At 72.7% G+C, this 25,739-nt stretch carries 16 protein-coding genes; 11 read left to right on the plus strand and 5 right to left on the minus strand.

The window, feature by feature from the left end; all coding sequences use genetic code 11:
- Positions 1 to 1,272, minus strand: coding sequence for a sugar ABC transporter substrate-binding protein (locus tag ACTOQ1_RS33110; RefSeq protein ID WP_440071905.1), 1,272 nt, complete (start codon positions 1,270 to 1,272; stop codon positions 1 to 3).
- A 56-nt stretch (positions 1,273 to 1,328) separates the two neighbouring features.
- A complete protein-coding gene (locus ACTOQ1_RS33115; RefSeq protein ID WP_440071906.1) occupies positions 1,329 to 2,522 on the minus strand; it encodes a LacI family DNA-binding transcriptional regulator in 1,194 nt (397 codons plus the stop codon).
- 188 nt (positions 2,523 to 2,710) lie between these two features.
- Here ACTOQ1_RS33115 and ACTOQ1_RS33120 point away from each other — a divergent pair, with 188 nt between their 5' ends.
- The gene (locus tag ACTOQ1_RS33120; protein ID WP_440071907.1) at positions 2,711 to 4,867 is read left to right on the plus strand and encodes an amylo-alpha-1,6-glucosidase; all 2,157 of its coding nucleotides are present in this window, start codon (positions 2,711 to 2,713) and stop codon (positions 4,865 to 4,867) included.
- A 142-nt stretch (positions 4,868 to 5,009) separates the two neighbouring features.
- On the opposite strand, the gene ACTOQ1_RS33125 is transcribed toward ACTOQ1_RS33120, so the two are convergent.
- On the minus strand, positions 5,010 to 5,957 hold the full coding sequence (locus ACTOQ1_RS33125; RefSeq protein ID WP_440071908.1) for a dienelactone hydrolase family protein: 948 nt from the start codon (positions 5,955 to 5,957) through the stop codon (positions 5,010 to 5,012).
- A 462-nt stretch (positions 5,958 to 6,419) separates the two neighbouring features.
- On the opposite strand from ACTOQ1_RS33125, the gene ACTOQ1_RS33130 reads away from it, so the two are divergent.
- The 8 genes from ACTOQ1_RS33130 to ACTOQ1_RS33165 all read left to right on the plus strand — a co-directional run bounded on the left by ACTOQ1_RS33130 (position 6,420) and on the right by ACTOQ1_RS33165 (position 18,802).
- Positions 6,420 to 9,593, plus strand: coding sequence for a hypothetical protein (locus ACTOQ1_RS33130; protein ID WP_440071988.1), 3,174 nt, complete (start codon positions 6,420 to 6,422; stop codon positions 9,591 to 9,593).
- Between the two features lie 3 nt (positions 9,594 to 9,596).
- A complete protein-coding gene (locus ACTOQ1_RS33135; protein ID WP_440071909.1) occupies positions 9,597 to 9,965 on the plus strand; it encodes an effector-associated constant component EACC1 in 369 nt (122 codons plus the stop codon).
- Positions 9,958 to 14,184, plus strand: coding sequence for a caspase, EACC1-associated type (locus ACTOQ1_RS33140; RefSeq protein WP_440071910.1), 4,227 nt, complete (start codon positions 9,958 to 9,960; stop codon positions 14,182 to 14,184). Before ACTOQ1_RS33135 ends, ACTOQ1_RS33140 begins: the two co-directional genes overlap by 8 nt.
- Before the next feature lie 308 nt (positions 14,185 to 14,492).
- Positions 14,493 to 15,482 carry an AraC family transcriptional regulator gene (locus ACTOQ1_RS33145; RefSeq protein WP_440071911.1) on the plus strand — a complete coding sequence of 330 codons (990 nt, stop codon included), beginning with the start codon at positions 14,493 to 14,495 and terminating at the stop codon, positions 15,480 to 15,482.
- A gap of 195 nt (positions 15,483 to 15,677) precedes the next feature.
- Complete coding sequence (locus ACTOQ1_RS33150) at positions 15,678 to 16,913, plus strand: epoxide hydrolase family protein (RefSeq protein WP_440071912.1); 1,236 nt, start codon at positions 15,678 to 15,680, stop codon at positions 16,911 to 16,913.
- A 280-nt stretch (positions 16,914 to 17,193) separates the two neighbouring features.
- Positions 17,194 to 17,625, plus strand: coding sequence for a hypothetical protein (locus ACTOQ1_RS33155; protein WP_440071913.1), 432 nt, complete (start codon positions 17,194 to 17,196; stop codon positions 17,623 to 17,625).
- Positions 17,619 to 17,852, plus strand: coding sequence for a helix-turn-helix transcriptional regulator (locus ACTOQ1_RS33160; protein ID WP_393148387.1), 234 nt, complete (start codon positions 17,619 to 17,621; stop codon positions 17,850 to 17,852). Before ACTOQ1_RS33155 ends, ACTOQ1_RS33160 begins: the two co-directional genes overlap by 7 nt.
- Positions 17,849 to 18,802 carry an NAD(P)-dependent alcohol dehydrogenase gene (locus ACTOQ1_RS33165; protein ID WP_440071914.1) on the plus strand — a complete coding sequence of 318 codons (954 nt, stop codon included), beginning with the start codon at positions 17,849 to 17,851 and terminating at the stop codon, positions 18,800 to 18,802. Before ACTOQ1_RS33160 ends, ACTOQ1_RS33165 begins: the two co-directional genes overlap by 4 nt.
- A 119-nt stretch (positions 18,803 to 18,921) precedes the next feature.
- On the opposite strand, the gene ACTOQ1_RS33170 is transcribed toward ACTOQ1_RS33165, so the two are convergent.
- Positions 18,922 to 22,194: an ATP-binding protein gene (locus ACTOQ1_RS33170; RefSeq protein WP_440071915.1), complete on the minus strand. Its 3,273-nt coding sequence runs from the start codon at positions 22,192 to 22,194 to the stop codon at positions 18,922 to 18,924.
- 168 nt (positions 22,195 to 22,362) lie between these two features.
- On the opposite strand from ACTOQ1_RS33170, the gene ACTOQ1_RS33175 reads away from it, so the two are divergent.
- Positions 22,363 to 22,845, plus strand: a complete 483-nt coding sequence (locus ACTOQ1_RS33175; protein ID WP_440071916.1) for a hypothetical protein — start codon at positions 22,363 to 22,365, stop codon at positions 22,843 to 22,845.
- A gap of 146 nt (positions 22,846 to 22,991) precedes the next feature.
- Here the strand turns inward: ACTOQ1_RS33175 and ACTOQ1_RS33180 are convergent, their stop codons facing one another.
- On the minus strand, positions 22,992 to 24,113 hold the full coding sequence (locus ACTOQ1_RS33180) for an epoxide hydrolase family protein (protein WP_440071917.1): 1,122 nt from the start codon (positions 24,111 to 24,113) through the stop codon (positions 22,992 to 22,994).
- Between the two features lie 252 nt (positions 24,114 to 24,365).
- Between ACTOQ1_RS33180 and ACTOQ1_RS33185 the strand changes: the two genes are divergently transcribed.
- Positions 24,366 to 25,331 carry a helix-turn-helix transcriptional regulator gene (locus tag ACTOQ1_RS33185; protein ID WP_440071918.1) on the plus strand — a complete coding sequence of 322 codons (966 nt, stop codon included), beginning with the start codon at positions 24,366 to 24,368 and terminating at the stop codon, positions 25,329 to 25,331.
- The last annotated feature ends 408 nt before the right edge of the window (positions 25,332 to 25,739 follow it).

A 25,739-nucleotide genomic window follows, 5' to 3' on the forward strand; every position in this document is an offset into this window, starting at 1 on the left:
TCAGTTGCCGAGCGCGGCCTGGGTGTTCTTCTGCAGGTTCGCCAGGATCTTCTTGGGGTCACCGGCGGGCAGCCGCTGGATCGCGGTGTCGAAGTCGGCCAGCACGCTGTCCATCTTGGGGGCGTTGACCGGCCCCTGGGCGTACTCGGCGCCGTCGACGAACGGCGCGTCCTCGGGGAAGGCCTGGGTGAAGGCGTCCTTGGCCGACTGGCGCGAGGGCATCACGCCGAACGCCTTGGCGAAGGCCATCTGCTGGTCGGCCTTGGTCATCGCCTCGACGAAGGCGATCGCCTGCTCCTTGTACCTGCTCTTGGCGGCGACGCCCCAGCAGGTGGTGAAGGACAGGGTGCCCTTGCCCTTGGGGCCGGCCGGCAGTTCGTGGGCGCTGTACTCGACGTCCGGGTAGTCGGCCTTCATCGCGCCCTTGATCCAGTTGCCCTCGATGGTCATCGCGGCCTTGGCCTTGCCGAACGCCTCGCCGCCCCAGCCCGCGTCCACCTGCTTGGGGAACCGGGCGAGCTCGTCCTTCAGCAGGTCCCGCACGTAGCTCAGGCCCGCCGCGTTCTCCGGGCTGTCGGCGGTCGCCTTCTTGCCGTCGGGGCTCACGATCCAGCCGCCGGCCTCCACCATGAACGCGCCGACCCGGTCGCGGGTGTCGCCGATGACCAGCGGGGTGACGTCCGGCACCTTCTCCTTGAGCGTCCTGGAGACCGAGGTGAGCTGCTCCCAGGTGGTCGGCACGTCGGCGTCGGTGAGCCCGGCCTTCTTCCACAGGTCGTCGTTGACGATCAGCGCCAGGGTGGAGAAGTCCTTGGGCACGCAGTAGAAGGTGCCGTTGTAGGTGAACGTCTCGCGCAGGCTCGGGTAGAAGTCGGCGGCGTCGGAGATCTTGTCCGCGTACGGCTCCAGCGCCCCGACGCTCGCGTAGTCGGCGAAGCGCGCGGCGTCGACGTAGAACACGTCCGGCGGGTTGCTCCCGGCGAACGCCTGGCCGAGCTGCTGGGTCAGGTCCTGGGCGGGGGTGATCGTCGCGGTGTTGCCCGAGGACGCCGACCACGCTTGGGCGGCGGCGCGCAGCGCGCTCGTCTCCGCGTCGCCGGAGGAGCCGAAGAGCACCTGCAGGTTGGCGGGCCCGCTGCTCTGCGGGGCGGCGCTCTGGCCGGAGGAGTCGTCGAAACCGCTGCCGCAGGCGGCCGAGGTCGCCAGGGCGCCGGCGGCGAGCGCGGCGAGCGCCGCGGTACGGAGGCCGCGCTGCTTGGTCCGCTGTTTCATCGTGGTCTTCCAATCTTCTGGGGGGTGGTCGGAAAGAGAGTCAGGTGATCATGCGGTCATGACGACTGCCGCAGGACCAGGGAAGGCTGGAGCAGTACGTGCGTGCGAGGCCCGCCGGCCTCGGGGTCATACGGGTCGCCGGAGCCACCGGATCCAACAGAGCCACCGGATCCACCGGGGTCACCGGGGGAGGGCGGGTCGAACAGCCGGGTGAGCAGGCCGACGCAGCCGGCCGCGGCCTCGGCCAGCGGCTGGCTGACGCTGCTGAGCCCCACCGCCTTCGCCACCGGCGTGTCGTCGAAACCGATCACGCGGACCGGAAGACCCTCCTCGCCGCCGGCCCGCCCCCCGACCGTGAGATGTCCCTCGGCCGTCAGGCGCCCGGAGGCGGTCAGCTGTCCCGAGGCCGTCAGGGAACGGACGGCGTGCAGCGCGCCGAGGGCGAGCGAGTCGCTGGCGCAGACCAGCGCGGTGATCGGCTGGTCGGCGCGCAGCAGGTCGCGGGCCGCCTTCTCGCCGTCGGCCACCCCGTCGTCCGTGGCCTGGTCCAGGCCCGCCGGGTCGACCCCGGCGGCGGCGAGGGTCCTGGCCCAGCCGGACCTGCGGTCGTCGCCCACGCCGGAGCCCGGCGGCCAGCCGAGGAACCCGATCCGCCGGTGACCCGCGTCGAGCAGGTGGCGGGTGGCCGCCGCGGTGCCCGCCGCGCCGTCCACGTCGACCCAGGGGTACCCCGGATCGCCGGAGGTGCCGTCGGGGCTCCCGGTGTCTCCCGCGTTTCCCGTGTTTCCCGTGTTTCCCCATGGCCGCCCGAACGTGACGAACGGCAGCCGCCGCTCGCGCAGCCACGCGGGGCGGCCGTCGCCGTGGTAGGTGCTGGTGAGCACGAAGGCGTCCGGCTCGTGGCTGCCGACCAGCTCGTCGAAGGTGTCGATCTCCGAACGCTCGTCGCCCGCCGCGTACAGCAGGATCCGGTATCCGGCACGGGCCGCCGAGGCGGTGAGCCCGTGCAGGAACCGGTCCAGCACCGAGCCGTTGATCCCGTCCCGGTCGGGCTCGATGCGCGTGGCGATCAGCCGCGAGCGGCCGGTCCGCATCTGCCGCGCGGCCTGGCTGGCCCGGTAGCCGAGCGTTTCGATGGCCTCCCGCACCCGGTCGCGAGTCTCCTCGCGGACCAGTTCGGGGCTGTTGAGCACGTTCGACACCGTCTGACGTGACACCCCGGCACGGCGAGCGACGTCAGTGATCGTCACCTTTGTAGCCATATTCACCTTTCTGGGGGTTTGAACGTTCAAAGGGGTATGAGGCATGATTGGATCGTTCAAGTAAACGAAGCGTAATGGTTGGATCGTTCAAGTAAAGAGAGTGTTTCGCAATGTGCACCCCCCGGCCGTCGTCTGTCAAGACGTCACCGGCTCGACACGATCTCAGGGAGTAAGTCGTGCTCGACGACGCCTCGTCCCCCACCCTCCAGGCGGTCACGGCGGCCGGTTCCACCGTGGCCTACCGCCTCCAGCCGCTGCTGCACGACCTCGTCAGCACCGTGCTGGCGCCGACCGTCGCGCTGAGCGGCGCCGACGGGCAGATCCGCCCGGCCGGTGTCCAGGGCGTGTTCCACGCGGACTCCCGCGCCCTGTCGCAGGCCACCCTGACGATCGACGGCCGGGAGCCGGAGGCCGTCGGCCACGCGCCGCGGGGGCCGGGCGCCACCACGTTCGTCACGCTGGCCCGATGGCTGGGCGATCCCGTCCCCGATCCCACTGTACGGATCGAGCGGTTCCGGCAGGTCGTACCGGGTGGCATGGAAGAACGTGTCGAGATCGTCTCCAGCGCGACCGTTCCCGTCACCGCCGTCGTGAGCCTGGAGCTGGGCTGCGACTTCGCCCCCATCGAGGTGGTCAAGTCCGGCGGCGACACCGCGGAGGCCGCGCCGGAGCGCACCGCGCCCGATGAGATCTCCTGGCGCTCCGGCGGCGTGCGGGTCACGGTGACCGGTACGGGCGCGCGGGCCGAGTCCCCGGGGTCCCCGGGGTCCACCGGGTACGCGCGCACGGGTTTCCTGCGCTGGCCGGTCGAGCTGGCGCCCCGCGGCCGGGTCACCCTGTCCTGGCGGGTGGAGGTGCACGACCCCCAAGCCGTGGTGACCGCGCCCGCCCGCCCCGCCGAGTGGGCGGTGGGGGAGGGGGAGCCCCGGGTCGTCGCCACCGACCACCGGTTGAGCAGGCTCTTCGAGCAGTCCATGGACGACCTGCGTTCGCTGCGGCTGGCCGAGACCGCCGCCCCCGGTGACACCTTCCTCGGCGCGGGAGTGCCCTGGTTCCTCACCCTCTTCGGCCGCGACAGCATCTGGGCCGCCCGCATGCTGCTGCCGCTCGGCACGGAGCTGGCGATGGGCACCCTGCGGGTACTGGCCCGCAGGCAGGGAACCAAGGTCGACCCCGGCTCCGGCGAGGCCCCCGGGAAGATCATGCACGAGCTGCGACGGCACGACTTCGCGGTCGAGGGCAACGGCCTGCACCTGCCCGCCGCCTACTACGGCACGATCGACGCCACGCCGCTGTGGATCGGCCTGCTGCACGACGCCTGGCGCTGGGGCGCCCCCGCCGAGGAGATCGCCGCGCTGCTGCCCCACCTGCAGGCCGCCCTCGGCTGGCTCGGCGGGCCCGCCGACCCCGACGGGGACGGTTTCGTCGAGTACGTCGACACCAGCGGCCGGGGCCTGGCCAACCAGGGCTGGAAGGACTCCGGCGACGCGCTGCGCTTCCACGACGGCCGCCAGGCCCAGCCGCCGATCGCCCTGGTCGAGGTGCAGGGCTACGCCCACCAGGCGGCCCGGCAGGGCGCCGACCTGCTGGAGGCGTTCGGCCGTCCCGGCGCGGCCCGCTGGCGCGAGCACGCCGCGGCGCTGGCCGAGCGCTTCCGGGCCCGCTTCTGGGTGGACGGGCCGATGGGGAGGTTCCCCGCCCTCGCCCTGGACCGGGACAAGCGCCCGGTCGACGCGCTGACCAGCAACATCGGGCACCTCCTCGGCACCGGCCTGCTCACCGGGCCCGAGGAGGCTCAGATCGCCGACCTCCTCGTCTCCCCGGAGATGGCCGGTGGCTTCGGCCTGCGGACGATGTCGGCGAACGCGGGCGGCTTCAGCCCGCTGTCCTACCACTGCGGGTCGATCTGGGCGCACGACACGGCGATCGTGGTCGCCGGGCTGGCCCGCGCCGGATTCGCCACGCACGCGGCGACCCTGGCCGAGGGGCTGCTCGCGGCGGGCGAGACGTTCGGCTATCGGCTGCCGGAGCTGTTCGGCGGCGACGACCGCTCGGCGCTCGGACGCCCCGTGCCCTACCCCGCCGCCTGCCGCCCGCAGGCCTGGTCCGCCGCCGCCGCGGTGACCGTCGTGCACGCGGCACTCGGCCTCTACCCCGACGTGCCCGAGGGCCGGCTGCTGCTGCGCCCGCTCGCCGGCGCCCCCCTGGGCGCGGTCTCCGCCCGCGGCCTGCGGGTCGCCGGAGCGGAGGTGAGCGCGGCCGTCGACCGGAGGGGAGAGGTCGTGGTGACCGGCCTGCCCGGGGGGATCTCCACCGAGCGCGCCTCGACATGAACTGAGCCCCGCCGTCCCGCCCGGTCCCGCCCCGCCCCGGCGCGCCGCCCGCGGCCTCTGCCCGGCGTCCCGCCCCGCTCCGCCGAGGCGGGCGGGGGCGCGTGGACACGGGGACCGCGTGGGCACGTGGGCTGTGGGGCGCTCAGACCAGGTGGCGGCCGAACCAGTCCAGGACGCGCCGGTACGCCTCGGCGGCGGCACCGGCGTCGTACCGCGGGCCGGTGTCGTTGAAGAAGGCGTGGTCGACGCCGGGAAACGTCACGATCTCGTGTTCCAGGCCCGCCCTCTCCAGGGCGGTCTTGGCCTCGTCGCGGGTGGCGTTGACCCGGTCGTCCCGCTCGGCGTAGATCGCGAGGACGGCGGCCCTCGATCCGGAGAGGTCGGCGTCGTCGGGAAGCGGGCCGTAGAACGGGACGGCCGCCGACAGGCGCGGCTCGTCCGAGGCGAGCAGCAGCCAGGTCATCGCGCCGCCGAAGCAGAAACCGGTGACGCCGAGCCTCCTGCCGGGGGCGCCTCGCTCCAGCTCGCCCAGGGCGGCCTTCATGTCCGAGGCGAGACGCTCGGGAGAGATGGCGCCCAGCGCCGCGGTGGCCTGCGCCGGGTCCTCGAAGGAGGCGGTCCCGCCCTCGCGGGAGAGCAGGTCGACGGCGAGCGCGCAGTAGCCGTCGGCCGCCAGGCGCCCGGCGACCGACCGGATGTGATCGGTGAGCCCGCGGTTCTCGTGGATGACCAGCACCGCGCCCCGCGGCTGCGCGGGCGCAGCCCAGGTGCCCCTGAGGGTGACGCCGCTCTCGGTGCCGGAAAAGATGATCTCCTCGGTCGGCAGGGGCGGGGGTCCCGGGGGTGAGGCGCCGTCCGGTGGCACGGCGGACGCCGTCGCCGTACCGGATCCGGTAGCGGCACCGGGTCCCGTGACGGCCGGCGCGGTCGCGTCCCCTCCGCTGGTTTCCCAGGCCGCGAGCAGGGCGGTGGCGGCGGGTTCCGCCAGCCCGAGAAGGGCCAGTCGGTGCAGCGCCGCGCGCCGGGGGACGAGCCCCGCCGCGTGGTCGACCGCGACCTCCTCCGCGAGGTACCGGTGAAAAGACGTCACCAGCACACGGTAGGACCGGCGGATGAAAGCCACGGCAAAGCCGGGCCACATGTCGTCGCCCGATGGAGGGCCCTCCACAGTGGACGTGGGAACCTCCGCGCTCCCCTCTTCGACCTTCCAGCCAGGAAGGTGAGCGGGGACGGGCGCGCGATGCCCGCCGAAGGACGTGGATGGGACGGAGCCGTCGTAGTGCTCCGAGCCGGCGGGGATTCAGCCGGTGCCGCGCGACGTGGACACGTTCCGGAGCCCGAGCGTCAACGCCGTTCGGGGCTCGCGCTGGGATCGTTCGTCACCCCGTGGCGGTGACAAAAATCGCTATTCGGTCCGTACTGGTAACAAAGGGCTCCGAATACCGCGGAGTTTTGCGAAAGTAGGGTGATCGACCACCCGTCGAGGAGCTCCCTGATGGCCCTGCGCGCCCGGCTTATGGCTGTTATCGCTTTATGTCTTCCTTTGCTGATCGTGCCCCGCGCGGCCCACGCCGTCGACCCGTCCGCGATCTGCTCGGTGGAGTTCACCATCGGCACCGGAAAGGACGGTCTCCGGGACGACTCCACGGAGATCATCAGCCTGGCTGGACAGGATTTCGTCATCGACGGGCCAGGCGACACGGGGGACACCCCGTACGCCGATCACACGTGGACGGGCCGGTTGCCCTCCTGCCTGCCGCGTTCGGCGCTGGCGGGCGGCTTCACGATCCGGCACATCACCGAGGCCGAAGGGGCCGACAACTGGGACCTGCGGACGTTCGCCGTCGCGGACGCCGACACCGGTCACGTGTTCTTCCGGGCGGGCCATCCGGGAAGGCGGCTGCACCGTTTCTACAAAAACCAGTTCCAGACCTGGAATTCCAATTCGGCGAATCCTGTCGAGGAAAAGGCCACGGCCGCCATCTGCCGGTTGACGTTCGCCATCAGCACTGGTTTCGAGGATGGAATTCGCGACGACTCCACCGAGATCATCCGCCTGGCCGGGCGCCCCGTCGTCTTCGATGACTCCGACGGCGACGGCGAACCCGACCCCGGCCCGTTCCACCGGGGCGGCACCGGCGACCACGGAAACGCCACCTTCGAGTGGACCGGCACCCTCACGCCCTGCGTGCCCCGGCGCGACCTGGCGCAGGGCTTCGAGCTGGAGCACATCTCACGGGACAACAACTACGAGGTCGACGCCGACAACTGGGACCTGGCCGGGCTGGTCATCCTCGACGCGGACTCCGGGCGGACCTACTTCGCGTCACCGCCCACCGGCGACCAGGTCCTCAACCGCTTCGACATCAACGCCAACCGCGTCTGGAACACCAACCAGGCCCGCAGCACGTCGGATGCCGACGCCGACGGAGACGGCCTGAAGGACGACTGGGAGATCCACGGGTACGACGGCGACGACCCGGACCACCGGGTCGACGTCAACCTCCCTGAAATGGGCGCCGACCCCCGGCACAAGGACATCTTCCTCGAACTCGACTGGCAGGAGGGCCAGGCACCGACCCATGCCGGGATCAGTGCCGTGAGAGGGGCCTTCGCCGCGGCTCCCGCGGACGCGGGCGGTCTGGCCGATGAGCTCCCCAACCGCCGGGGCATCCCGGGTATCGCCGCCCCGCCGAACCCCGACGGACGGCCCGGCATCACCCTGCACGTCGACGCGGGCGGCCGGGCCGATCCGACGGCGAGTGAGGGCGTGCCCGACTACACCTGCGCCGACGGCGGGGACAACGGCGGAGACGGCTTCGCCGACGGGGCCGATCCCGACTGCGTCAGTCTCGACGCCCACGTGGAAGACCCGCCGACACCGGCCACATGCGGCAACGGCGCGGACGACGACGGAGACGGGCGCGCCGACGCGAACGACGAGGACTGCCTGGTCGGCGACCCGCTCCACCCGGACGACCGGCGCGGCGGCCAGGTGTTCCCCTCGGTCGGCGCCTGCGGCCTCGACGACGACTTCGCGGACGTCCGGAACACCGGTTTCCACCTCACCCGCCGCCAGGTGTTCCACTACGGGATCCAGTCGGCGGCACCCGCCGGCTGCGCCTCCGGAGGCAAAGGCCAGCACGGCGGCAACGAAATGATCATCCATGACGGCGAACCGGCCACGATCATGCACGAACTGGGCCACAACCTGAACCTCGACCACGGCGGCAACGTGCCGGTGAACTGCAAGCCCAACTACGTCAGCGTCATGAACTATGACCACAGCGCGGGCATCTCCCGGGTGACCGGTCGCTCCATCATCGACTTCTCGCCGCCACGCCTCAGCCTGAACGGCCCGGCCCGGGGCCAGGCCAGGCTGCCGACCCTGAACGAGGCCATGCTCAGCGAGACGGCCGTCCTGGATCCCACCGACCACGACAACCGGTTCGAGTTCGTCGACTCCACCGGCCGCAAGGGCGGGAACCGGCTCGACCGGCCCACCGACTGGGATCCGTTCAACACGCCGCTGATGCCGTTCGTCAACATCAATACGGCCGACAGCGTCAACGGCCTGCCGCGCGACTGCGCCTCCAACACCTCCGACCAGGACCTGCTGCACGGTCACGACGACTGGGCCCACATCTCGTTGCCGTTCCGGCACTTCATCGGCGAAGCCGGGTCGTCCGAACCGGAACTCTCACCGACCCGTGAGGAGATCGCGATCGTGCGGCAGGCGGAGACCACCACCGATCTCGGGGTGACGCTCGCCACCGACCACGATCCGGTCATCTCGGGCACCCGCCTGGTCTACACGGCCACCGTCACCAACCACGGCCGCAACCCGGCGATGTCGGTGGTGCTCACCGGCACGCTGCCCGCGACGGTCACCCCGGCCGGCACGAACCCGGCGTGCCCCGTCTCGGGCCGCACCGTCACCTGCCGGATCGGCACGGTGCTCCCGGGAGCCTCCCGGGAGGTCGGCGTCACGGTCCGGGTGAACCCGGGGACCACCGCCGCGCTCACCACCAGGGTCTCGGCGGACGACGTCTCCGGGCCCGACCCGGTGAGCGGCAACAACGAGGCCGTGCGCACCACCCAGGTCGTGGCGCCGACGGTGACCCATCCGATCACGATCGACCCGACCGGGTTGTCGTACACCGACTTCGGCGTCTCCGGACACGGCTGGCACGGGGGCCGGGCCGCCAAGACCCTGTCGCTGCCGCCGGGCGAGTACACGTACCTGGCTCCGGTCGGGGGAGCGGGGGCGGGCCACCACGACGCCAGGCAACCCCGGACCCTGCGCCTGTTCCCCGGCTCCCACGCCTACATCGCCGCCGGGGTGACCACACCCGGCCCACGGTTCCGGGTCACCGGCGACGGCCTGATCGAGGTGGACGCCGAGTGGTCGGAGCGGCTCACGGGAACGGGCACGGCGACGGTGGCCGCGACCGGCCTGGCGGTCACGGCCGACGCGACGGCGGTGACCTACACCCACTTCGGCGCCGCCGGGGCGGGCTGGCGGGAGACCCGGGTGGCCCAACCGCTGCGCCTGTTCCCCGGAGGACATACGTACCTGGCCTTCGCGAGTTCGGCGGCGGCCCCGTTCACGGTGGACGCCGCAGGGCTCATCGGCTACGAATCGCAGTACGACGACATGCTCGGCGGCCGGGGCACCGGCACGCTGCGGGTACTTGGACCGGCTTGGACCGACGGCGAGGGATGAACCGTGACCGTGATCGTGGAAATGCCCGGGTCGGACTCCGACCAGCTGCGGAACCTGCGTGCCTGGCTGGTCGAGGAGGCCGGGTTGCGGGGAAACGTGCACCTGGCGGCCAGGCCCCCGGCCGAGCACGAGCTGGGCGGGTCCGTCGACCTGCTGCAGCTCGTGCTCGGTTCCGGCGGTGCGGCGGCGACCGCGGCCGGGGTGGTCATCGCCTGGTTGAACACCCGCAAGGCCGAGGTCACCGTCCGGATCCGCAACGGGGAGCGGGAGATCGAGGTGACCGCCAAGGGGGTGCGGGCCCTGCGGGTGGACGAGCTGCGGGAGGTGACGGCGCGGATGGCAGAGCTGCTGGAACCCGCCGAGGGTGACTGAGGACGCGACCCTGCTGTCGGGGAGCGGGGTCCGGGTGCTGGTGGCCGGGTCGGGCACGTACGAGCCCGGCTCGAAACTGCCGGAGGTCGGCGCGGTCGCGAGCACCGTAGCCGATCTCGGGCGCTGCCTGACCGAACAGGCGGGGTTGCTGCCGGAGAACCTGCGATCGCTGGTCGATCCGGCCGGGCCGCGCGAGTTCGCCGACGCGCTGCGGGCGCTCGCCGGGGAGGCCACCGACGTGGCGGTGCTGCACTACGTCGGGCACGGGCTGGTGGACGCTGACAACCGGCTGCACCTGGCCACCCACGCCACCGCCGACCTGGTGCCGCAGGTGGCGGGCTTCCAGACGCTGCCCTACGACGCGGTGCGCGACATCCTCGCCCAGTGCGGCGCCACTCTGGTGCTGGTCGTGCTCGACTGCTGCTACGCGGGCCGCGCCGACGTACGGGCCGGGCAGGTCGTGGACGTCCTGGCCGGGCGGCCGGGGTACTTCGTGATGGCGGCGGTGGGTCACGACGTGGTGGCCTGGGCGCCACCCGGTGACCGGCACACCACGTTCACCGGCGAGCTGATCCGGCTGCTCACCGAGGGCGAGGAGCGCGCACCCCGGCGGCTCGGCGTGGACGACGTGTTCGGCTGGCTGGCCAGGCGGATGCGGGAACGTGACCTGCCGGTGCCGGAACGGAAGGTCGCCGGGCACCTCGACACCCGCCCGGTGGTGATCAACCCCGCCTACCCGGCCGTGAAGCCCGGCCGCCCGCTCCCGCCTCCGGCCGAGGACGGGCACGCCAGCCCCTATCCGGGCCTGGCTCCGTTCTCGGCCGCCGACGCCGACCTCTTCTTCGGCCGCTCGGAACTGAAGGCGACCCTGCTCGGCCGGGTCGAGAACCTCGGCACCAGCGGGATGATCATGGTCACCGGTCCGTCGGGGTCGGGCAAGTCCTCGCTGCTCAACGCCGGTCTGGCGGCGGCGCTGCCGGGGGGATCGCGAACCATCACCCCGGGCGCCGACCCGCTCGGGCGGCTCGACGCCGTCAGGCGGGTGCTGCGGCCGGATCACGTACTGATCGTCGACCAGTTCGAGGAACTGTTCACCGTCTGCGAGTCGGAGCGCGACCGGGTCGCGTTCGTGTCGGCGCTGGCAGGGCTGCGGGTCGTGGTCGCGCTGCGCGGCGACTACTTCGACCGGTGCGCGCTCTACCCGGGGCTGGTGCCCGCGATGGGACACCCGGTGATCGTCGCTCCGATGACCGACGAAGACCTGCGCGAGGCCATCACCAAGCCTGCCGCCCGGGCCGGGCTGGCCGTGGCCGAAGGGCTGGCGGACCGGATCGTCCGGGAGATCGGTCAGGTCACCTCGGGTACCGGTCTGCCGCTGCTGGCCACCGCGCTGCTGTCGACCTGGACCCACCGGGAGAACCGCACCCTGACCCTGGCCGGGTACGAGGCCAGCGGTGGAATCGCCGGCGCCCTCACCAAAACCGCTGACGAGACCATCGACCGCCTGGGCTCCGAGGGGGCGGAGATCGCCCGAGGCCTGATCGTCAGCCTGGTGCGGGTGGAGGAGTTCCGCGCCCATCGGCGGCCGGTTCCGCTGGCGGGGCTGCTGCCCACCGGTCCGGGGCCACGGCAGCGGGTGCTGGAACATCTGGTCGCGGCCCGGCTCGTCGTGATCAACGAGGGCATGGCGGAACTCATCCACGACGCCCTCATCAACGACTGGGATCTGCTGAAGAAGTGGATCTCCGAGAGCCGGGAGGAGCTCGTCCTGCGGCAGAGCCTGGAGGGTGCCGCGAGTGACTGGGAGAAGGCCCACCGTCCGCCCGACCACCTCTACGAGGGGGCCAGGCTGCACGAGGCCGTCGACTGGGGCCGCCGGAACCGTGACCAGCTCAGTGCGACGGCCTCGGCCTTCCTCGCGGCGAGCACCCGGCGGTCACGGCGGCGGCTGGTGCGGCTGGCCTCGGCCGGTGCGGTCGTGCTGGCCATGCTCCTGGTCGCGGTGCTCTCGTGGCGGGGCGAGGTCGTGCAGCGCGAGGCCGCCGGTCGGCGCGCGTTGTTGTTCTCCGCCGAGGAGCAACGCCAGGTCCGGGCCGGGTTGTCACTGCGGCTGGGCGCGGCGGCCTACGCGCTCGACCCCGGGCAACCGGAGGCCAGAGCCGGTCTGGTCCGTTCCCTCGCCGAGAACCGGTACGCCGGATCGATCACCGACCCCGAGTTCCCCGTGTTCACCACCTACCACCCGCGGTCGCCCGGCGTCATCGCCACGGCGGCGGGTGCCACGGTCACCTTCTGGGACGTCTCCGACCCGGCCGCACCCGCCCGCCTGGGTTCCGCGCCCGACCCGTCGCCTGACGCCGGGGCGCACATGGGCGGCGTCTCGGCGGTCGGCATGAGCGCCGACGGGCGGCTGCTCGCGCTCGGCCACTGGTTCGGCTGGCTGACATTATGGGACATCCGCGACCTGCGCGCCCCCCGCCGGATCCACCTGTCCCGGCCGCACGGCTCACACCCGCCGCGTTACGCCAACGTGCGCAGCGCCGTCTTCGGCCCCGGCGGGCGCTGGCTGGCCACCGGCTCGTGGGACCACCGGGTGATCATCTGGGACCTGTCCGGCGAACCCCGGCAGATCGGCTCCTACGAGGCGGCGGGCCCCGTCCACGCCCTGACCCTCTCCCCGGACGGGGCCCTGCTCGCCGTGGCCACCAACCGGGCGACGCGGCTCCTGGACGTGCGCGACCCCGCGGACATCGTGCCGCGTGCTCCGCTCGGCACCGCCACGGGCGACACGTGGACGGCCGCATTCGCCCCCCGGGGCCGGTTGCTCGCGGTCGGCAGGGAGGACGCCGGCGTGATCCTGTGGGACGTCACCGATCCGGACCGGCCGGTCGAAGTCAGGACGCTGAAGGAGCACACCTCCGCTGTCCGGGGCGTCACGTTCACCCCCGACGGGCGGACCATGTTCAGCGCCGCGGACGACGGGACCGCCGTGATGTGGGACGTCTCCGAACCGGCCGAACCGGTGCGGCTCGACCGGCTGACCGGACACGCACGGGGCCTGACCGGCGTCGCGGTCGACGCGGCGGGCACCCGGATCGCCACCGGCAGCCTCGACCGCACCACCGTCGTCTGGGACCTGCGTCCCGCCGCCCGCCCGATCGCGCACGGCCCGTTCGGGCCCTCCCCCACCGCGAACACCGGGATCAACGCCTTCAGCGGTGACGGCCGCATCGGGCTCGGCGGACGGCAGGACGCCAACGGCGTGACCGTGTGGGACACCTCCGAACCCCTCACGCCGGTCCGGCTCGGCAGTTTCGTGTTACCCGGCGGGGTGCTCGGGGCACCGGCGGTCAGCCATGACGGCCGTCGCGCGCTCATCGGCGTGAACTCGGGCAACGCCCCGACGACGGCCGCCTACGTGTGGAACCTGGACGATCCGCGGGACCCCGTGCTGCTGGGGACGCTGTTCACCGGGCAGCCGGTGTACTCGCTCGCACTCAGCCCCGACGGCCGGGTGGCCGTCACCACCAACCAGCACGGCCACGACACCATCCTCTGGCAGGTGGGGAAGAACCCGCGCCAGCTCGCCCGCATCCCGCGCGAGTACAACCGGGAGGCCGCCTTCAGCCCCGATGGAACCCTGCTCGCCCTGGCCGGACTCGCCGGTCAGGTGGAGCTGTGGGACGTCAGCGACCCCGCCGCGCCCCGACGGCGGGCCGTCCTGCCGCTGCGGCACACCGGAGAGGTCTACGACGTGGTCTTCAGCCCGGACGGCGCCCTTCTGGTCACGGCCTCCGACGACGGGACGGCCGGGTTGTGGCGGATCACCGTCCCCTCCGACCCGGTCTGGCTGGCCTCGATGGAACAGCACACGTCGTCGGTGTACACGGCCGCGTTCTCCCGGACGGCCCCGCTGGTGGCCACGGCCGGCTTCGACGAGACGACGATCCTGTGGGACATCACCACCCCGGAATCACCCCGTCAGATCACCGTGCTCACCGGGCACGGGCTGCCGGTCTCGCCCGTCGAGTTCCACCCGGGCGGCGACGCGCTGCTCACTCAGGACAACACCAGCCGTACCGTCCTGTGGGACATCGCGGAACTGGTCCGGGTGATCCGCGACCCGCTCGCGGCGGCGTGCGCGATCGGCGGCGGCCCGTCGCCCTCCGAATGGCGGCGATACGGCGGCGACGCGACCCCCCTCGACCCGTGCGCCTGATTCCGCTGATTCCGCATCGGACCACGCATGACAGCAGGGAATCCCGGAGGCGGTGAACGGGGCGCCCTTCCCATGGTGATCCGCGATGGCTCACGCGGACTCGGCGCGCCCGTGGGCCCGCCGTCGCGCCTCGCCCGCGAGGGCTGTCCACTATCGGACACCGTTCCCCGAAGTCTTTGCGTATTTCTCCATGGTCGGCCGGGCCCGGCCGGTGGACCATGTGGGGATCGGCCGCGCGCGACCTCGCGTCGCCGTGCGCATGCGACGGCACGTGCGGACACGTACGGGCACAGAGGGTTGGAGTGTCGATGGGCGAGACGCGAGGGCCGCTCCCGTTAGGTAACAGGCCGGTCTTCGACACCGCGGACCTCGACGAGACCCGCGAGCTGGTGGGCCGGGTGTTCTGCCCCCACCGGCTGGAGCTCACCGGTGACGCCTCCCGGCTGGCCGCGCGGCTCAACTCGGTCCAGCTGGGCACCGTGCGGGTGAACTACCTGGACTACGGGGCGGACGTCCGCATCGAGCCAGGGGAGCTCGAGTCCTTCTTCCTGGTGCAGATCCCGCTGGCCGGGCGCAGCCTGATCCGGTGCGGCGGCCAGGAGATCGTGTCGACGCCGGACCTGGCGTCCCTGCCGTCGCCGTCGGAGTACCTCGACATGCGCTGGGGAGCGGGCTGTCCCCAGCTGATCGTCAAATTCGACCGGCCGGTCGTCGAGGACGCCCTGGAGCGGATGCTCGGGGAGCGGCTCGACCGCCCGATCGTCTTCGACCTGGGCATGGACATGACCGCCGGCTGGGCGCGGGCCTGGAAGGCGATGGCCGACCTGATCGTCAGGGAGGCCGAGCACGGCGACGGGCTCGCCGCGCAGCCGCTGGCGATCGCCCACCTGGAGAACGCCATGCTCTCCTCCCTGCTCACCGGGCAGCCGTCCAACTACCTGGAGCGGCTGAACGCCCCCCGGCCGCCCGCCCTGCCCAAGGTGGTGCGCCGGGCGATGCGGTACATCGACGACCACGCCCACCTGCCGCTCACGACCGACGACGTCGCGCGCGCCGTGGCGGTCAGCGGCCGCTCGCTCCAGGAGGGCTTCCGCCGCCATCTCGGCCTGACCCCGATGACCTACCTCAGGGACGTGCGCCTGGGCAGGGCGCACGACGAGCTGGCGGCCGGCGATCCGGCCAGGTGCACCGTGACGAACGTGGCGGCCCAGTGGGGCTTCCCGCACCAGGGGCGCTTCGCCGCCCTCTACCGCGCACGCTACGGCCGGGCGCCGTCACAGACGCTGCGCGGCGACTGACGGCACGCGGCCGGCCGCACGCGTCCCGCCGCCGGCCGAAGCGGTCCGGGTCTGGTGGAACCCGCCTCCACAAGACCGGGGCAGACCAACCTGTGCGACGCCCCCGGGGCGGATGTGGAAACATCCCATCGTCAGGGCCGTTGAGCGTCCGCGCCGGTGCCAAGGCGGCCGAGTCGCGGCGAAAGGAACCACGCCATGACCACTCCGCACGCCTTCCCCCTGGAGCCCGCCCCCATCCATGTCTCCGACGAGGTCCTCGACGACCTGCGCGCCCGTCTCGCATTGACCCGCCCGCCGCTGGACGAGGGGAACGGGGACTGGTCCTACGGCGTCCCGGACAGCTATCTGCGTGAGCTGGTCGCCTACTGGCGGGACGGCTACGACTGGCGCGGGGCCGAGGCCGCCATCAACGTTCACGAGCACTACCAGGTGAGCGTCGCCGGTGTCCCGGTGCACTTCATGCGCGAGCCCGGCCGCGGCCCCCGCCCGATCCCGTTGATTCTCACCCACGGCTGGCCGTGGACGTTCTGGCACTGGTCGAAGGTGATCGGCCCGCTCGCCGACCCGGCCGCGTTCGGCGGTGACCCCGCCGACGCGTTCGACGTCATCGTGCCGTCCCTGCCCGGCTTCGGTTTCCCCGGCCCGCTCACCGGCTTTCCCGACGTCAACTTCTGGAAGGTCGCCGACCTCTGGCACACCCTGATGACCGAGACCCTGGGATACGGGAAATACGCCGCCGGGGGCTGCGACATCGGCGGGATCGTCTCCAGCCAGCTCGGCCACAAGTACGCCGACGAGCTGTACGGCATCCACATCGGCTCCGGGCTGCCGCTGGACTTCTTCACCGGCCCCCGTGCCTGGGACTTCGCCCGGAATCGGCCCCTCACCGACGACCAGCCCGCCGACGTCCGCGCCCGCGTCATCGAGATGGACCACCGCTGGGCGTCCCACCTCGCCGTGCACATGCTCGACGGCGCCACGCTGGCCCACGGGCTGAGCGACTCGCCCGCCGGACTGCTCGCCTGGCTGCTGGAGCGCTGGAACGCCTGGAGCGACAACGGCGGCGACGTCGAGTCCGTCTTCACCAAGGACGATCTGCTCACCCACGCCACGATCTACTGGGTGAACAACTCCATCGCCACGTCGATGCGTTACTACGCCAACGCCAACCGCTACCCCTGGGCCCCCTCCCACGACCGCACCCCGGTCGTGCGGGCCCCGGTCGGTCTCACCTTCGTCACGTACGAGAACCCTCCCGGCATCCACACCGCCGGCGAGCGCGTCCGGGCATTCAAGAACGGCCCGCAGGCCGATTGGTTCAACCACGTCAACGTCAACGCCCACGACCGCGGCGGCCACTTCATCCCCTGGGAGAACCCCGACGCCTGGGTGAGCGACCTGCGCCGCACCTTCCACGGCCGCAGGCCCTGAACGACCCTGCGGGCTCGTCCGGCGACGGGCCAGGCGTCTGCCGCCGGGGCGGCGAGGGTGCCGCCCCGGCGGCGCGAGCCGGAGTGGCCCGGACCCTGCGGCTCTTCCGATGAGGGCGGGCCGGTGTGACCCGCGCCGCCCGGCCGGACGCGGACGTCCTGGAGCGACACCGCGCCGGGCGCCATGGCGCCGCCGGCCGTGCATGTAAATAAACTTTGACATGGTGTCTGAGACGATTTACATTGATTGATGTCAGCTTTGTTTTACATGAGGGGCGGGCATGGCCTTCGAGGAAAAGCGCGCCTGGGTGATGATCGTGGTCTCCATCGGCGCGTACACGATCTACGTGGTGACCGTCCTGAGCCGGGCCGGCGACGGCCCGCTCGCCGACGTCGCCTACGCGGGAACTCTGCTGTGGACCATCGGCGGCGCCATCGTCGCCGCGATGGTGGCCCACATCGCGATGGCCGTCGCGGGCGGCCACGGCGCCGACCGCACCGACGAGCGCGACCGCGAGATCAACCAGGTCAGCGAGCGCATCGGGCAGTCGATCGTCATCATCGGCGCGCTCGCCGTGCTGGTCATGGCCATCGCCGAGCTGCGCCACTTCTGGATCGCCAACACCGTCTACCTGGCGTTCATGCTGTCCTCGGTGCTCAGCTCGTTCGCCAAGATCATGGCGTACCGCAAGGGCGGCTTCCAGACGTGGTGAAGCCGACGCGGGTCACCAACGCGATCCGGGCCCTGCGGTTCGCGCACGACGAGATGACCCAGGCCGAGCTGGCCGACCGGGTCGGCGTCACCCGCCAGACCATCATCGCGATCGAACAGGGTCGCTATTCCCCCTCGCTGGAGATGGCGTTCCGCATCGCCCGGGTGTTCCGGGTCGGACTCGACGACGTCTTCCAGTACCCCGACATCGAAGGAGACCCCTCATGAGGGCGATCGTCCAGGACGAGTACGGCCCGCCGCACACGCTGAGCCTCGGTGAGGTCCCGATCCCGGCGCCCGGCGCCGGCGATGTGCTGATCCGGGTGCACGCGGCCGGCGTCGACTACGGCGTGTGGCACGTCATGACCGGGCTGCCGCTCGTCGGCCGCCTCGGCTTCGGCCTGCGCCGGCCCCGCAACCGCGTGCCGGGCATGGACGTGGCCGGCGTGGTGGAGTCCGTCGGCGCCGACGTGACCGCGTTTCGCCCCGGCGACGAGGTGTACGGCCAGGCGACCGGCGCGTACGCGCAGTTCGCGCTCGCCCGCCCGGGCAAGCTCGCCCGCAAGCCCGCCAACCTGAGCTTCACCGAAGCGGCGGCCGTACCCGTCTCAGGGGTGACCGCGTTACGGGCCGTCGGCCAGGTCACCACCGGCGAGAAGGTGCTGGTCATCGGCGCCGGCGGCGGAGTGGGCAGCTTCGCGACGCAACTCGCGGTCGCCGGCGGCGCCCACGTCACCGCCGTGTGCAGCACGGCCAAGGCCGACCTCGTCCGGTCGCTGGGCGCCCAGGCCGTCATCGACTACACGCGCGAGCCGCTCACCGGGACCTACGATCTGATCATCGACATCGCGGGCATCCGGCCGCTGCCCCTGCTGCGCGGGCTGCTCACCGAGCGCGGCCGGCTCGCCATCGTCGGCGGCGAGGGCGGCGGCCGGTGGTTCGGCGGGATCGGCCGGCTGCTGGCCGCCCGGCTGATCACCCCGTTCACGCGCCAGCGCCTGGACGCGCAGATCGCGCTGACCCGCACCGCCGACCTGGACACGCTGCGCGACCTCATCGAGGCCGGGGCCGTGCGACCGGCCGTCGGGCGCACGTACTCCCTGGCGGAGGCCTCCACCGCGGTGGGTGACCTGGCGGCGGGCAACGCGCCGGGAAAGCTCGTCATCACGGTCGACTGACCCCGCGACGCCGGCACCCGGCAGCGCGAAGACGACGGCCGCGGGCGCGCCATCCGTCCTCGAAGACGGTTCCTTGAAGACGGTTCCTTGAAGACGGTTCTTTGAAGACGGTGAACCCTTCAACCAAGGGCGCGGGCCAGGGACTCGGCTCTGCGGTGGTCGTACGGCGCGGCCAGGCGTTCGGCGGTCGCCATCGCCCGCTCGGCCGCACGCCTGGCCCGCCTTCGCCCGCCCAGGGCGGCCAGGACCAGCGCGAGGGCCCAGCCGATCCGGGCGGCGGCGCCGGGGTTGCGGGCGGCGTACCGGGAGAGGTGCCCGAGCAGGAGGGGGGCCACGGTCCGGTCCCGCCCCGCGTCCCCGAGCAGCTCGGCGAGGCCGGTCCAGCACTCCAGCATGCCGGGCTGCACCGTCGGCAGCCGATCGGCCAGCGTCAGCGCCTCGGCCAGCGCCGCGGGCGCCCGCGCCGGGTCCAGGCGGGCCGCGACGGTGAGCAGGCGCAGCTCCTGGATCGTGCGGCTCGCCGGGCTGTCGCGCAGGCCGATCTCCTTCGCGTGCGTACGCCGCCGCTCGTGCGAGGCGCGGGCGGCCGCCAGCAGCTCCCGGATCCGCTCCACCGGCACCCCGTCCAGGCGCAACAGCGCTTCCGCCCGGCCGGTCAGGCACCAGTGGCGGCCGATGTCGTCCCCGCCCACCCGCGCGACCGCCAGCTCCTCCGTCTCCGCGTACCCGGCGGCCGCCGCGGCGAACTCGCCCTGCCACAGCGCGGTCTCGGCGAGCATGCCGGCGCAGTTCTCGGCCACCCGCGGGTCGATCGTCCGCGACCGTCCCTCCGTGAACGACCGCCTGGCGTCCTCGAAACGGCCCGCGTGGAGCAGGTCGATCCCGCGGGCCAGCCGGGCCCGGTGCACGGCCTCGTCCGGATGGCCGATGCCGGAAAGTGCCTGGTCGGCGAGGCTGCCGTAGCAGGTGGCGATCCGGTGGCGACCGGCGAGGCGGGCGATGGTGGCGAAGTTCGCGCAGGACTCGGCGCGCAGGGCGAGGTCGGTGCCGCGGTCGGCGGCGTTGAGCTGGCGCAGCGAGGTCACCAGCATCACGGGGAGGTCCTGCCCGTGGTAGGCGAGCCGGGCGAGCAAGGTCAGCGCCTGCGCGGCCTCGGCCTCGTCCGCGCGGGGTGCGGGGAGGAGAAGGCGGGCGGGCGCGGCCGGCAGGAGGCGGTGGGCGGCCTGGCGGGTGGCGGCGGTCAGGAGAGCGGCCGCGAGGCCGGTGGGGGTGGTGGGGACTGGCTCGCCGAGCGTGTCGAGGGCGGCGCGGGCCAGGCGGGTGGCGGCGCGTTCCCTGGCGAGCTGGTGGGAGCTCACCGCGGCCATCCGGAGCAGGCGGGCCCGCAGGCGCGGGTCCTCCACAGGGCGGTCGAGGTGCTCGCGGACGATCGCCACCGACTCCTCGTACAGGCGTAACCGCAGGCACAACGTCCAGTAGCGGTCCAGGAAGCGCGGCTGCCCGGACACCCGCCAGGCCAGGCGGATGTTGTCCATCTCGACGCCGAGCACGCGGACGACCTCGGCGTCCGAGCCGTCCTGGAGCGCGGTGGCGTGCCGGTCGAGGAGACGGGCGTAGTGGCGGGCGTGCCGTTCGCGTACCCCCGGGTCCTCCAGATGGGCGGCGGCGAGCCGCTGGATGAGAGGGTGGAGGGTGTACCGGCCGGACGGGGTGAGCCGCAGCATGCTGTGGTCGACCAGGTGGACCAGCACCTCAGGGCCGGTTTCCGCGACCTCCAGGGCCGCGCGCAGGGTGGCGCCGCCGCCGAACACCGACAACGCCGCCAGTGCCGCCCGCCTCGCCGGGTCGAGCAGCCGCCAGGACGTCTCGAAGACCGTACGCATGCTCGCGTGCCTGGGCCGTGCGGCGGGCCCGGGCGTGCAGAGCAGCTCCGTGTCCACGCCGAGGCGTTCGGCCAGGTCGGCGCACGGCACGGCACGCAGCAGGCCGGCCGCCAGCTCGATCGCCAGCGGCAGCCCGCCGGTCGCGGCGCAGATCGCGGCCACCAGCGGGGCCTCGCGCTCGGGGTCGAACCCCGGCCGGGCCTCGAGCGCCCGCGCGACGAACAACGCCTCGGCGGCCGGCTCGGCGAGCCCCTCCACCGGGACGATCACCTGCCCGGGCACGTCCAGCCGCCGCCGGCTGGTCGCCAGCACCCGCAGGCCCGGCGCCACCCGCAGGATCTCCGCGATCACCCCGTCGAAGGACGGCAGATGTTCGAGATTGTCGAGCACCAGCAGCGTCGAGCGACCGGCGAGGGCGGCGAGCAGCAGCTCGGCGGCGGGCCGCGGCGGCGAGAGGTCCACGCCGAGCCGGCGCGCGAGCGTCGTCACGGCCGCCTCCGCCTGCACCCCGGCAAAAGACACGAACGCGACATCCATCGAGGAGAGGGACGCGGCGTCGTGCTCACCGGGTCGCGCGGAGGAGAAGGACGCGGTGTCGTGCCTCCCGGTCCCCGTGGAGGTCCTCGCGGGGGAGAGGGACGCGGCATCCCGGTCCTCGGCCTCCGCCGCGGCGATGGCCAGGCGGGTCTTGCCGATGCCGCCCGGGCCCGACAGGGTGATCAGGCGTTCCCGGGACAGCAGGGCACGAAGGCGGCGAATGTCGGACTCGCGGCCGACCAGCTCAGCCCCGGGGACCGGCAGGGCGGCCCGGCGGGCGGTCGCGGGCCGGGGAGTGAGGTCCCGGCGGAGCGCGCGGGTCTCGGGTGCGGGATCGACGCCCAGCTCGCGCGCCAGCCGCAGGCGCAGCTCCTCGTAACAGGCCAGGGCCGCGGCCCGGTTCCCGGACCCGGCCAGGGAGGCGATCAGCACCCGGTGGGCCTCCTCGTCGTACGGGTCCAGCTCCGTCACGATCCTGGCCAGCCGCACGACGTGTTCGCAGGCGGCGGGCCCGGCGCGTACGAGCAGCTCGCGCAGCACCAGCCGGGCCCGCCGCCGCTCGCACTCCAGCCACCCGGCGAACGCGGGCGCGTCCCCGAAGGAGAGACCGTCGAGGAACTCCCCGCGCCACAACCGGAGCGCCCCCGCCACCGTCGGGTCCCGGGTGAGCTGCCGGTAGTCCACGAAGCAGCCGTCGCCGGCGCGCAGGCCGACGTGGTCGCGGGTGATGTCGAGCCAGCCGCCCACGTCCCTGCGCAGCTCCGACAGCGCCAGCCGGAGGCTGCCCCTGGCGTTGGCGTCGGGACGCTCGCCCCACAAAAGCCCCGCGAGCTCGGCCCGCGAGCGCGCCCCCGGCGTGGTGGCGAGGTAGCAGAGGAGTGCCCGGGTCTTGGCCGAACGGATCCGCACCGGCCTTCCCCCGACGGCCAGCTCGGGCGTGCCGAGCAGCAGCAGGCTGAAGGAATCTGCCATACGAAGACAGTAGGCGCGGGCCTGCCGCCCGGCTGTGTCAGAAGGCACGAGGATCGTGTGCCCTATGCCGTTGACCTGTGGTCTAACGATGTGCTCACACCGCGTCCGCGACTCTGATGCCGCGTTTCGCGACGGTCGCGAAACGTCAGCGTCTCCAGGAGGAGCAGCATGCATTCTCGTAAGGTGATCGCCGCACTCGCCCTGGCCGGAGGTCTGGTGGCGCCGATGGCGCTGGCCGCGACCCCGGCGGCCGCGATGGCCGGCTCGTGCCGCGTGGAACTGTACGACATCGACGCCGGCAACGTGGCCGACCGGGACGGCCGGGACGAGGTCCGGTTCCTGGTCGGCGGGAACCTGTTCCCCACGCTCAACGCCAACTACTTCGGCATGAACGCCGGTGGCGACGGGGATCCCGGCGACTTCGAATACCCGACCTCGATCATCCAGAGCACCCAGGACGTGGACTTCGAGCTGCGCGAGACCGACGGCCCGGCCTGGGGGCAGGGCGACCGGCTCGGCACGGTGACCGCCTCCGGCAGCACGTGCGCCGGGCTCGCCACGGGCGCCAGCACGATCATCACGAGGACCCTCACCGGGACCGAGCAGACGGCGTACTCGTACGTGGTCCGCCTTGAGATGATCGCTCTGTAACCGCCCTCGGAGCCGAGGCCGCGCTGCCACCGCGGGGCAGCGCGGCGAGAGCGTCGGCCTCCCACAACGCGAGGAACGCCCTGCTCCTGAAGGAGGAGCAGGGCGTTCCCGATCGAAGCTCCGGCCGGGATGCGGTGGCCGGGGGTTCAGCGGACGGTACGGAAGAAGGCGCGCAGCTCGTCCACGAACAGGTCGGGAACCTCAAGCGCGGCGAAGTGCCCGCCGCGGTCGTATTCGGTCCAGCGGGTGATGTTGTTGAGCGGTTCGGCGAAGGCGCGGATCGCGATGTCCTCGGCGAAGTTGGCCACGCCGGTGGGCACCTGGGAAGGCGTGGGCCAGTTGCCGGTGTGCATGGACTCGTAGTACATCTGGGCCGAGGACGTGCCGGTGTTGGTCAGCCAGTAGATCATCGCGTGGGTGATGACCTGGTCGGCTCCGATCGAGCCCGCGGGATGGGCCCAGTCGTGGAACTTCTCGCCGATCCAGGCGAGCTGGCCGACGGGGGAGTCGGCCAGGCCGAAGCCGAGCGTGTGCGGGCGGGTGGCCTGGATCTGGAAGTAGCCGTTGCCGTCGGAGAGGAACTGGTTCATCCGGTCGAGCCTGACCTGCTCGGCGTCGGTGAGGACCGTGTCCGCGGGCACGTCGCCGAGCGGGATGAACCCGACGGTGGCCGCGTTGACGTGCACGCCGGCGACGTGTTCGGGATCCACCCGCCCGAGGTCGGGCACGATGATCGAGCCGAAGTCGCCGCCTTGCGCCCCGTACCTGTCGTAGCCGAGCCTGGCCATCAGCTCGGCGTAGGCGGTGGCGATGCGGCGCGCGTCCCAGCCCGCCGCGGCCGGCCCGGTGAACCCGAAGTTCGGGTGCGAGGGAATCACGAGGTGGAAGGCGTCGGCCGGGTCGTCGGGGTCGGTCAGCGGCTCGATCACATCCAGGAACTCCGCGATCGACCCGGGCCAGCCGTGCGCGAGGAGCAGCGGGAACGCCTGCGGGTGGGGTGAGCGGACGTGCAGGAAGTGCAGGTCCAGCCCGTCGATCCGGGTGGTGAACTGCGGGTTCCGGTTGAGCCGCTTCTCCGTCGCGCGCCAGTCGTATGTCGTGGTCCAGTACTCGGTCAGCTCCTTCAGGTGACCCACCGGCACGCCGCGGCTCCAGCCGACGTCCGGGATCTGGCCGGGCCAGCGAACGGCGGACAGGCGCCGCTGCAGATCGTCCAGCTCGGATTGCGGGATGTGGACCTGGAACGGCCTGATCTCGCTGTTCAACACACGACTCCTCTGTGTCGGCACGAAGCGCTCGGCCGCGTGCGTGGGGTGGTGCCCTGGCTGGGCGGGTTCGCGTCGCTGGGCCCGGTCGCGAACCGGCCCGAAGGCCCGTGACCGGTGTTCCGGGCGAAGGATCCGCCGACACCACGCCGTGCGGCGTCTGCCCCGTTCGGCGGCGGCCGGCGGCGGACACTGAGACGATCATGTCAGCCAAGGAGGTCAGTTACTGTCCTCGTTGCGATGCACAATGGGGGCATGCTTGAGACGTCCGCCCGGTTGCTCCGGCTGTTGTCGTTGTTGCAGCAGCGCCGGGACTGGACCGGTCCGCAGCTGGCCGAGCGGCTGGGGGTGACGGTGCGTACCGTGCGCCGTGACGTCGATCGGCTGCGCGAGCTCGGCTATCCGGTGCACGCCACGATCGGGAACGTCGGCGGATACCGGCTGGGTGCCGGGGCCGCCATGCCGCCGCTGCTGCTCGACGACGAGGAGGCCGTCGCGGTCGCGGTGGGGTTGCGCACCGCGGCCAACGCCGCGGTGGCCGGGATCGAGGAGACGTCGGTGCGGGTTCTGGCGAAACTGGAACAGATCCTGCCTCCCCGGCTGCGATACCGGGTCTCGACGCTGGACGCGGCCATCGTGGCCCAGCACCGGCCGGGCGCGGTCGTCTCGGCCGAGGCGCTGACCACGATCGCCGCGGCCTGCCGCGACCACCAGCGGCTGCGCATGGACTACTGCGGCCACGACGGCACGGAGAGCACCCGCACGGTCGAGCCGCACAAGCTCGTCCACGCCGGGCGCCGCTGGTACCTGGTGGCCTACGACCTCGACCGGGCGGACTGGCGGACCTTCCGGGTCGACCGGCTGCGGACCCGGCCCCCGGCCGGCCCCCGGTTCAGCCCCCGCGAGCCGCCCGCCGACGACATCGGCGGGTACGCGTCCTGGGCCGTGGGCGTCGGCCGTTATCGCCACCGGGCGCGGTTCACCATGTACGCCCCGGCGGCACGGGTGGCCGAACGGGTATCGGCCGAGACAGGGGTGATCGAAGCGGTCGACGAGCGCAGCTGCACCCTGTGGGTCGGCTCGGACTCCCTCGACGGGCTCGCACTGCACGTGACCCTGCTCGGCTTCGAGTTCACCGTCCACGAACCGGCCGAGCTCGTCGAGCGCTTCGGAACGCTGCACGCGCGCATCGGCCACGCGCTCGGCCCGTCTGCCGGATGACCGGTGCGCACGCGGGCCCGGACGCCCGGTTTCCCGTCGGCGCCGGGCGACGTCCCTTCCCCTTCCCGTCATATGACGATCACCCCTCCATCCTCGCATCGCAGTCCCCGAGAGCCGTCACGCCACGATCTCGACCTCCAGCCCGGAGCCGACCGGATGACCGCCTGCGCGCCTCGCCACTGTCGCGCACCGACTCGTAAGCCGTCGCGGACGACCCCGCCGGCGGCGGGCCGCCGTCCTGCGAGCCGGTCACTCAGCGAGGACGTGCTGATCGTCACCGGCGGCTCGCCGGCGCCGCGTGAATCTTTCATCCGGTTCCGCCTGCCGTCCCCGCCTGGACGGCAGGTGTGAGGGCGGCGTTTCCCGAGGTCTTGAAGGCCCTTCCCCAGGTCTCGCACGGGCTCCGGG

It is taken from the genome of Streptosporangium sp. OZ121, from assembly GCF_051918885.1.
Lineage (GTDB): Bacteria > Actinomycetota > Actinomycetes > Streptosporangiales > Streptosporangiaceae > Streptosporangium.

What these genes read in the sequence shown, in the direction of transcription:
- ACTOQ1_RS33110 (WP_440071905.1), bottom strand. Translation starts at nt 1,272, where the DNA reads ATGAAACAGCGGACCAAGCAGCGCGGCCTCCGTACCGCGGCGCTCGCC.
- ACTOQ1_RS33145 (WP_440071911.1), top strand. Translation starts at nt 14,493, where the DNA reads ATGGGCGAGACGCGAGGGCCGCTCCCGTTAGGTAACAGGCCGGTCTTC.
- ACTOQ1_RS33150 (WP_440071912.1), top strand. Translation starts at nt 15,678, where the DNA reads ATGACCACTCCGCACGCCTTCCCCCTGGAGCCCGCCCCCATCCATGTC.
- ACTOQ1_RS33155 (WP_440071913.1), top strand. Translation starts at nt 17,194, where the DNA reads ATGGCCTTCGAGGAAAAGCGCGCCTGGGTGATGATCGTGGTCTCCATC.
- ACTOQ1_RS33165 (WP_440071914.1), top strand. Translation starts at nt 17,849, where the DNA reads ATGAGGGCGATCGTCCAGGACGAGTACGGCCCGCCGCACACGCTGAGC.
- ACTOQ1_RS33170 (WP_440071915.1), bottom strand. Translation starts at nt 22,194, where the DNA reads ATGGCAGATTCCTTCAGCCTGCTGCTGCTCGGCACGCCCGAGCTGGCC.
- ACTOQ1_RS33175 (WP_440071916.1), top strand. Translation starts at nt 22,363, where the DNA reads ATGCATTCTCGTAAGGTGATCGCCGCACTCGCCCTGGCCGGAGGTCTG.
- ACTOQ1_RS33185 (WP_440071918.1), top strand. Translation starts at nt 24,366, where the DNA reads ATGCTTGAGACGTCCGCCCGGTTGCTCCGGCTGTTGTCGTTGTTGCAG.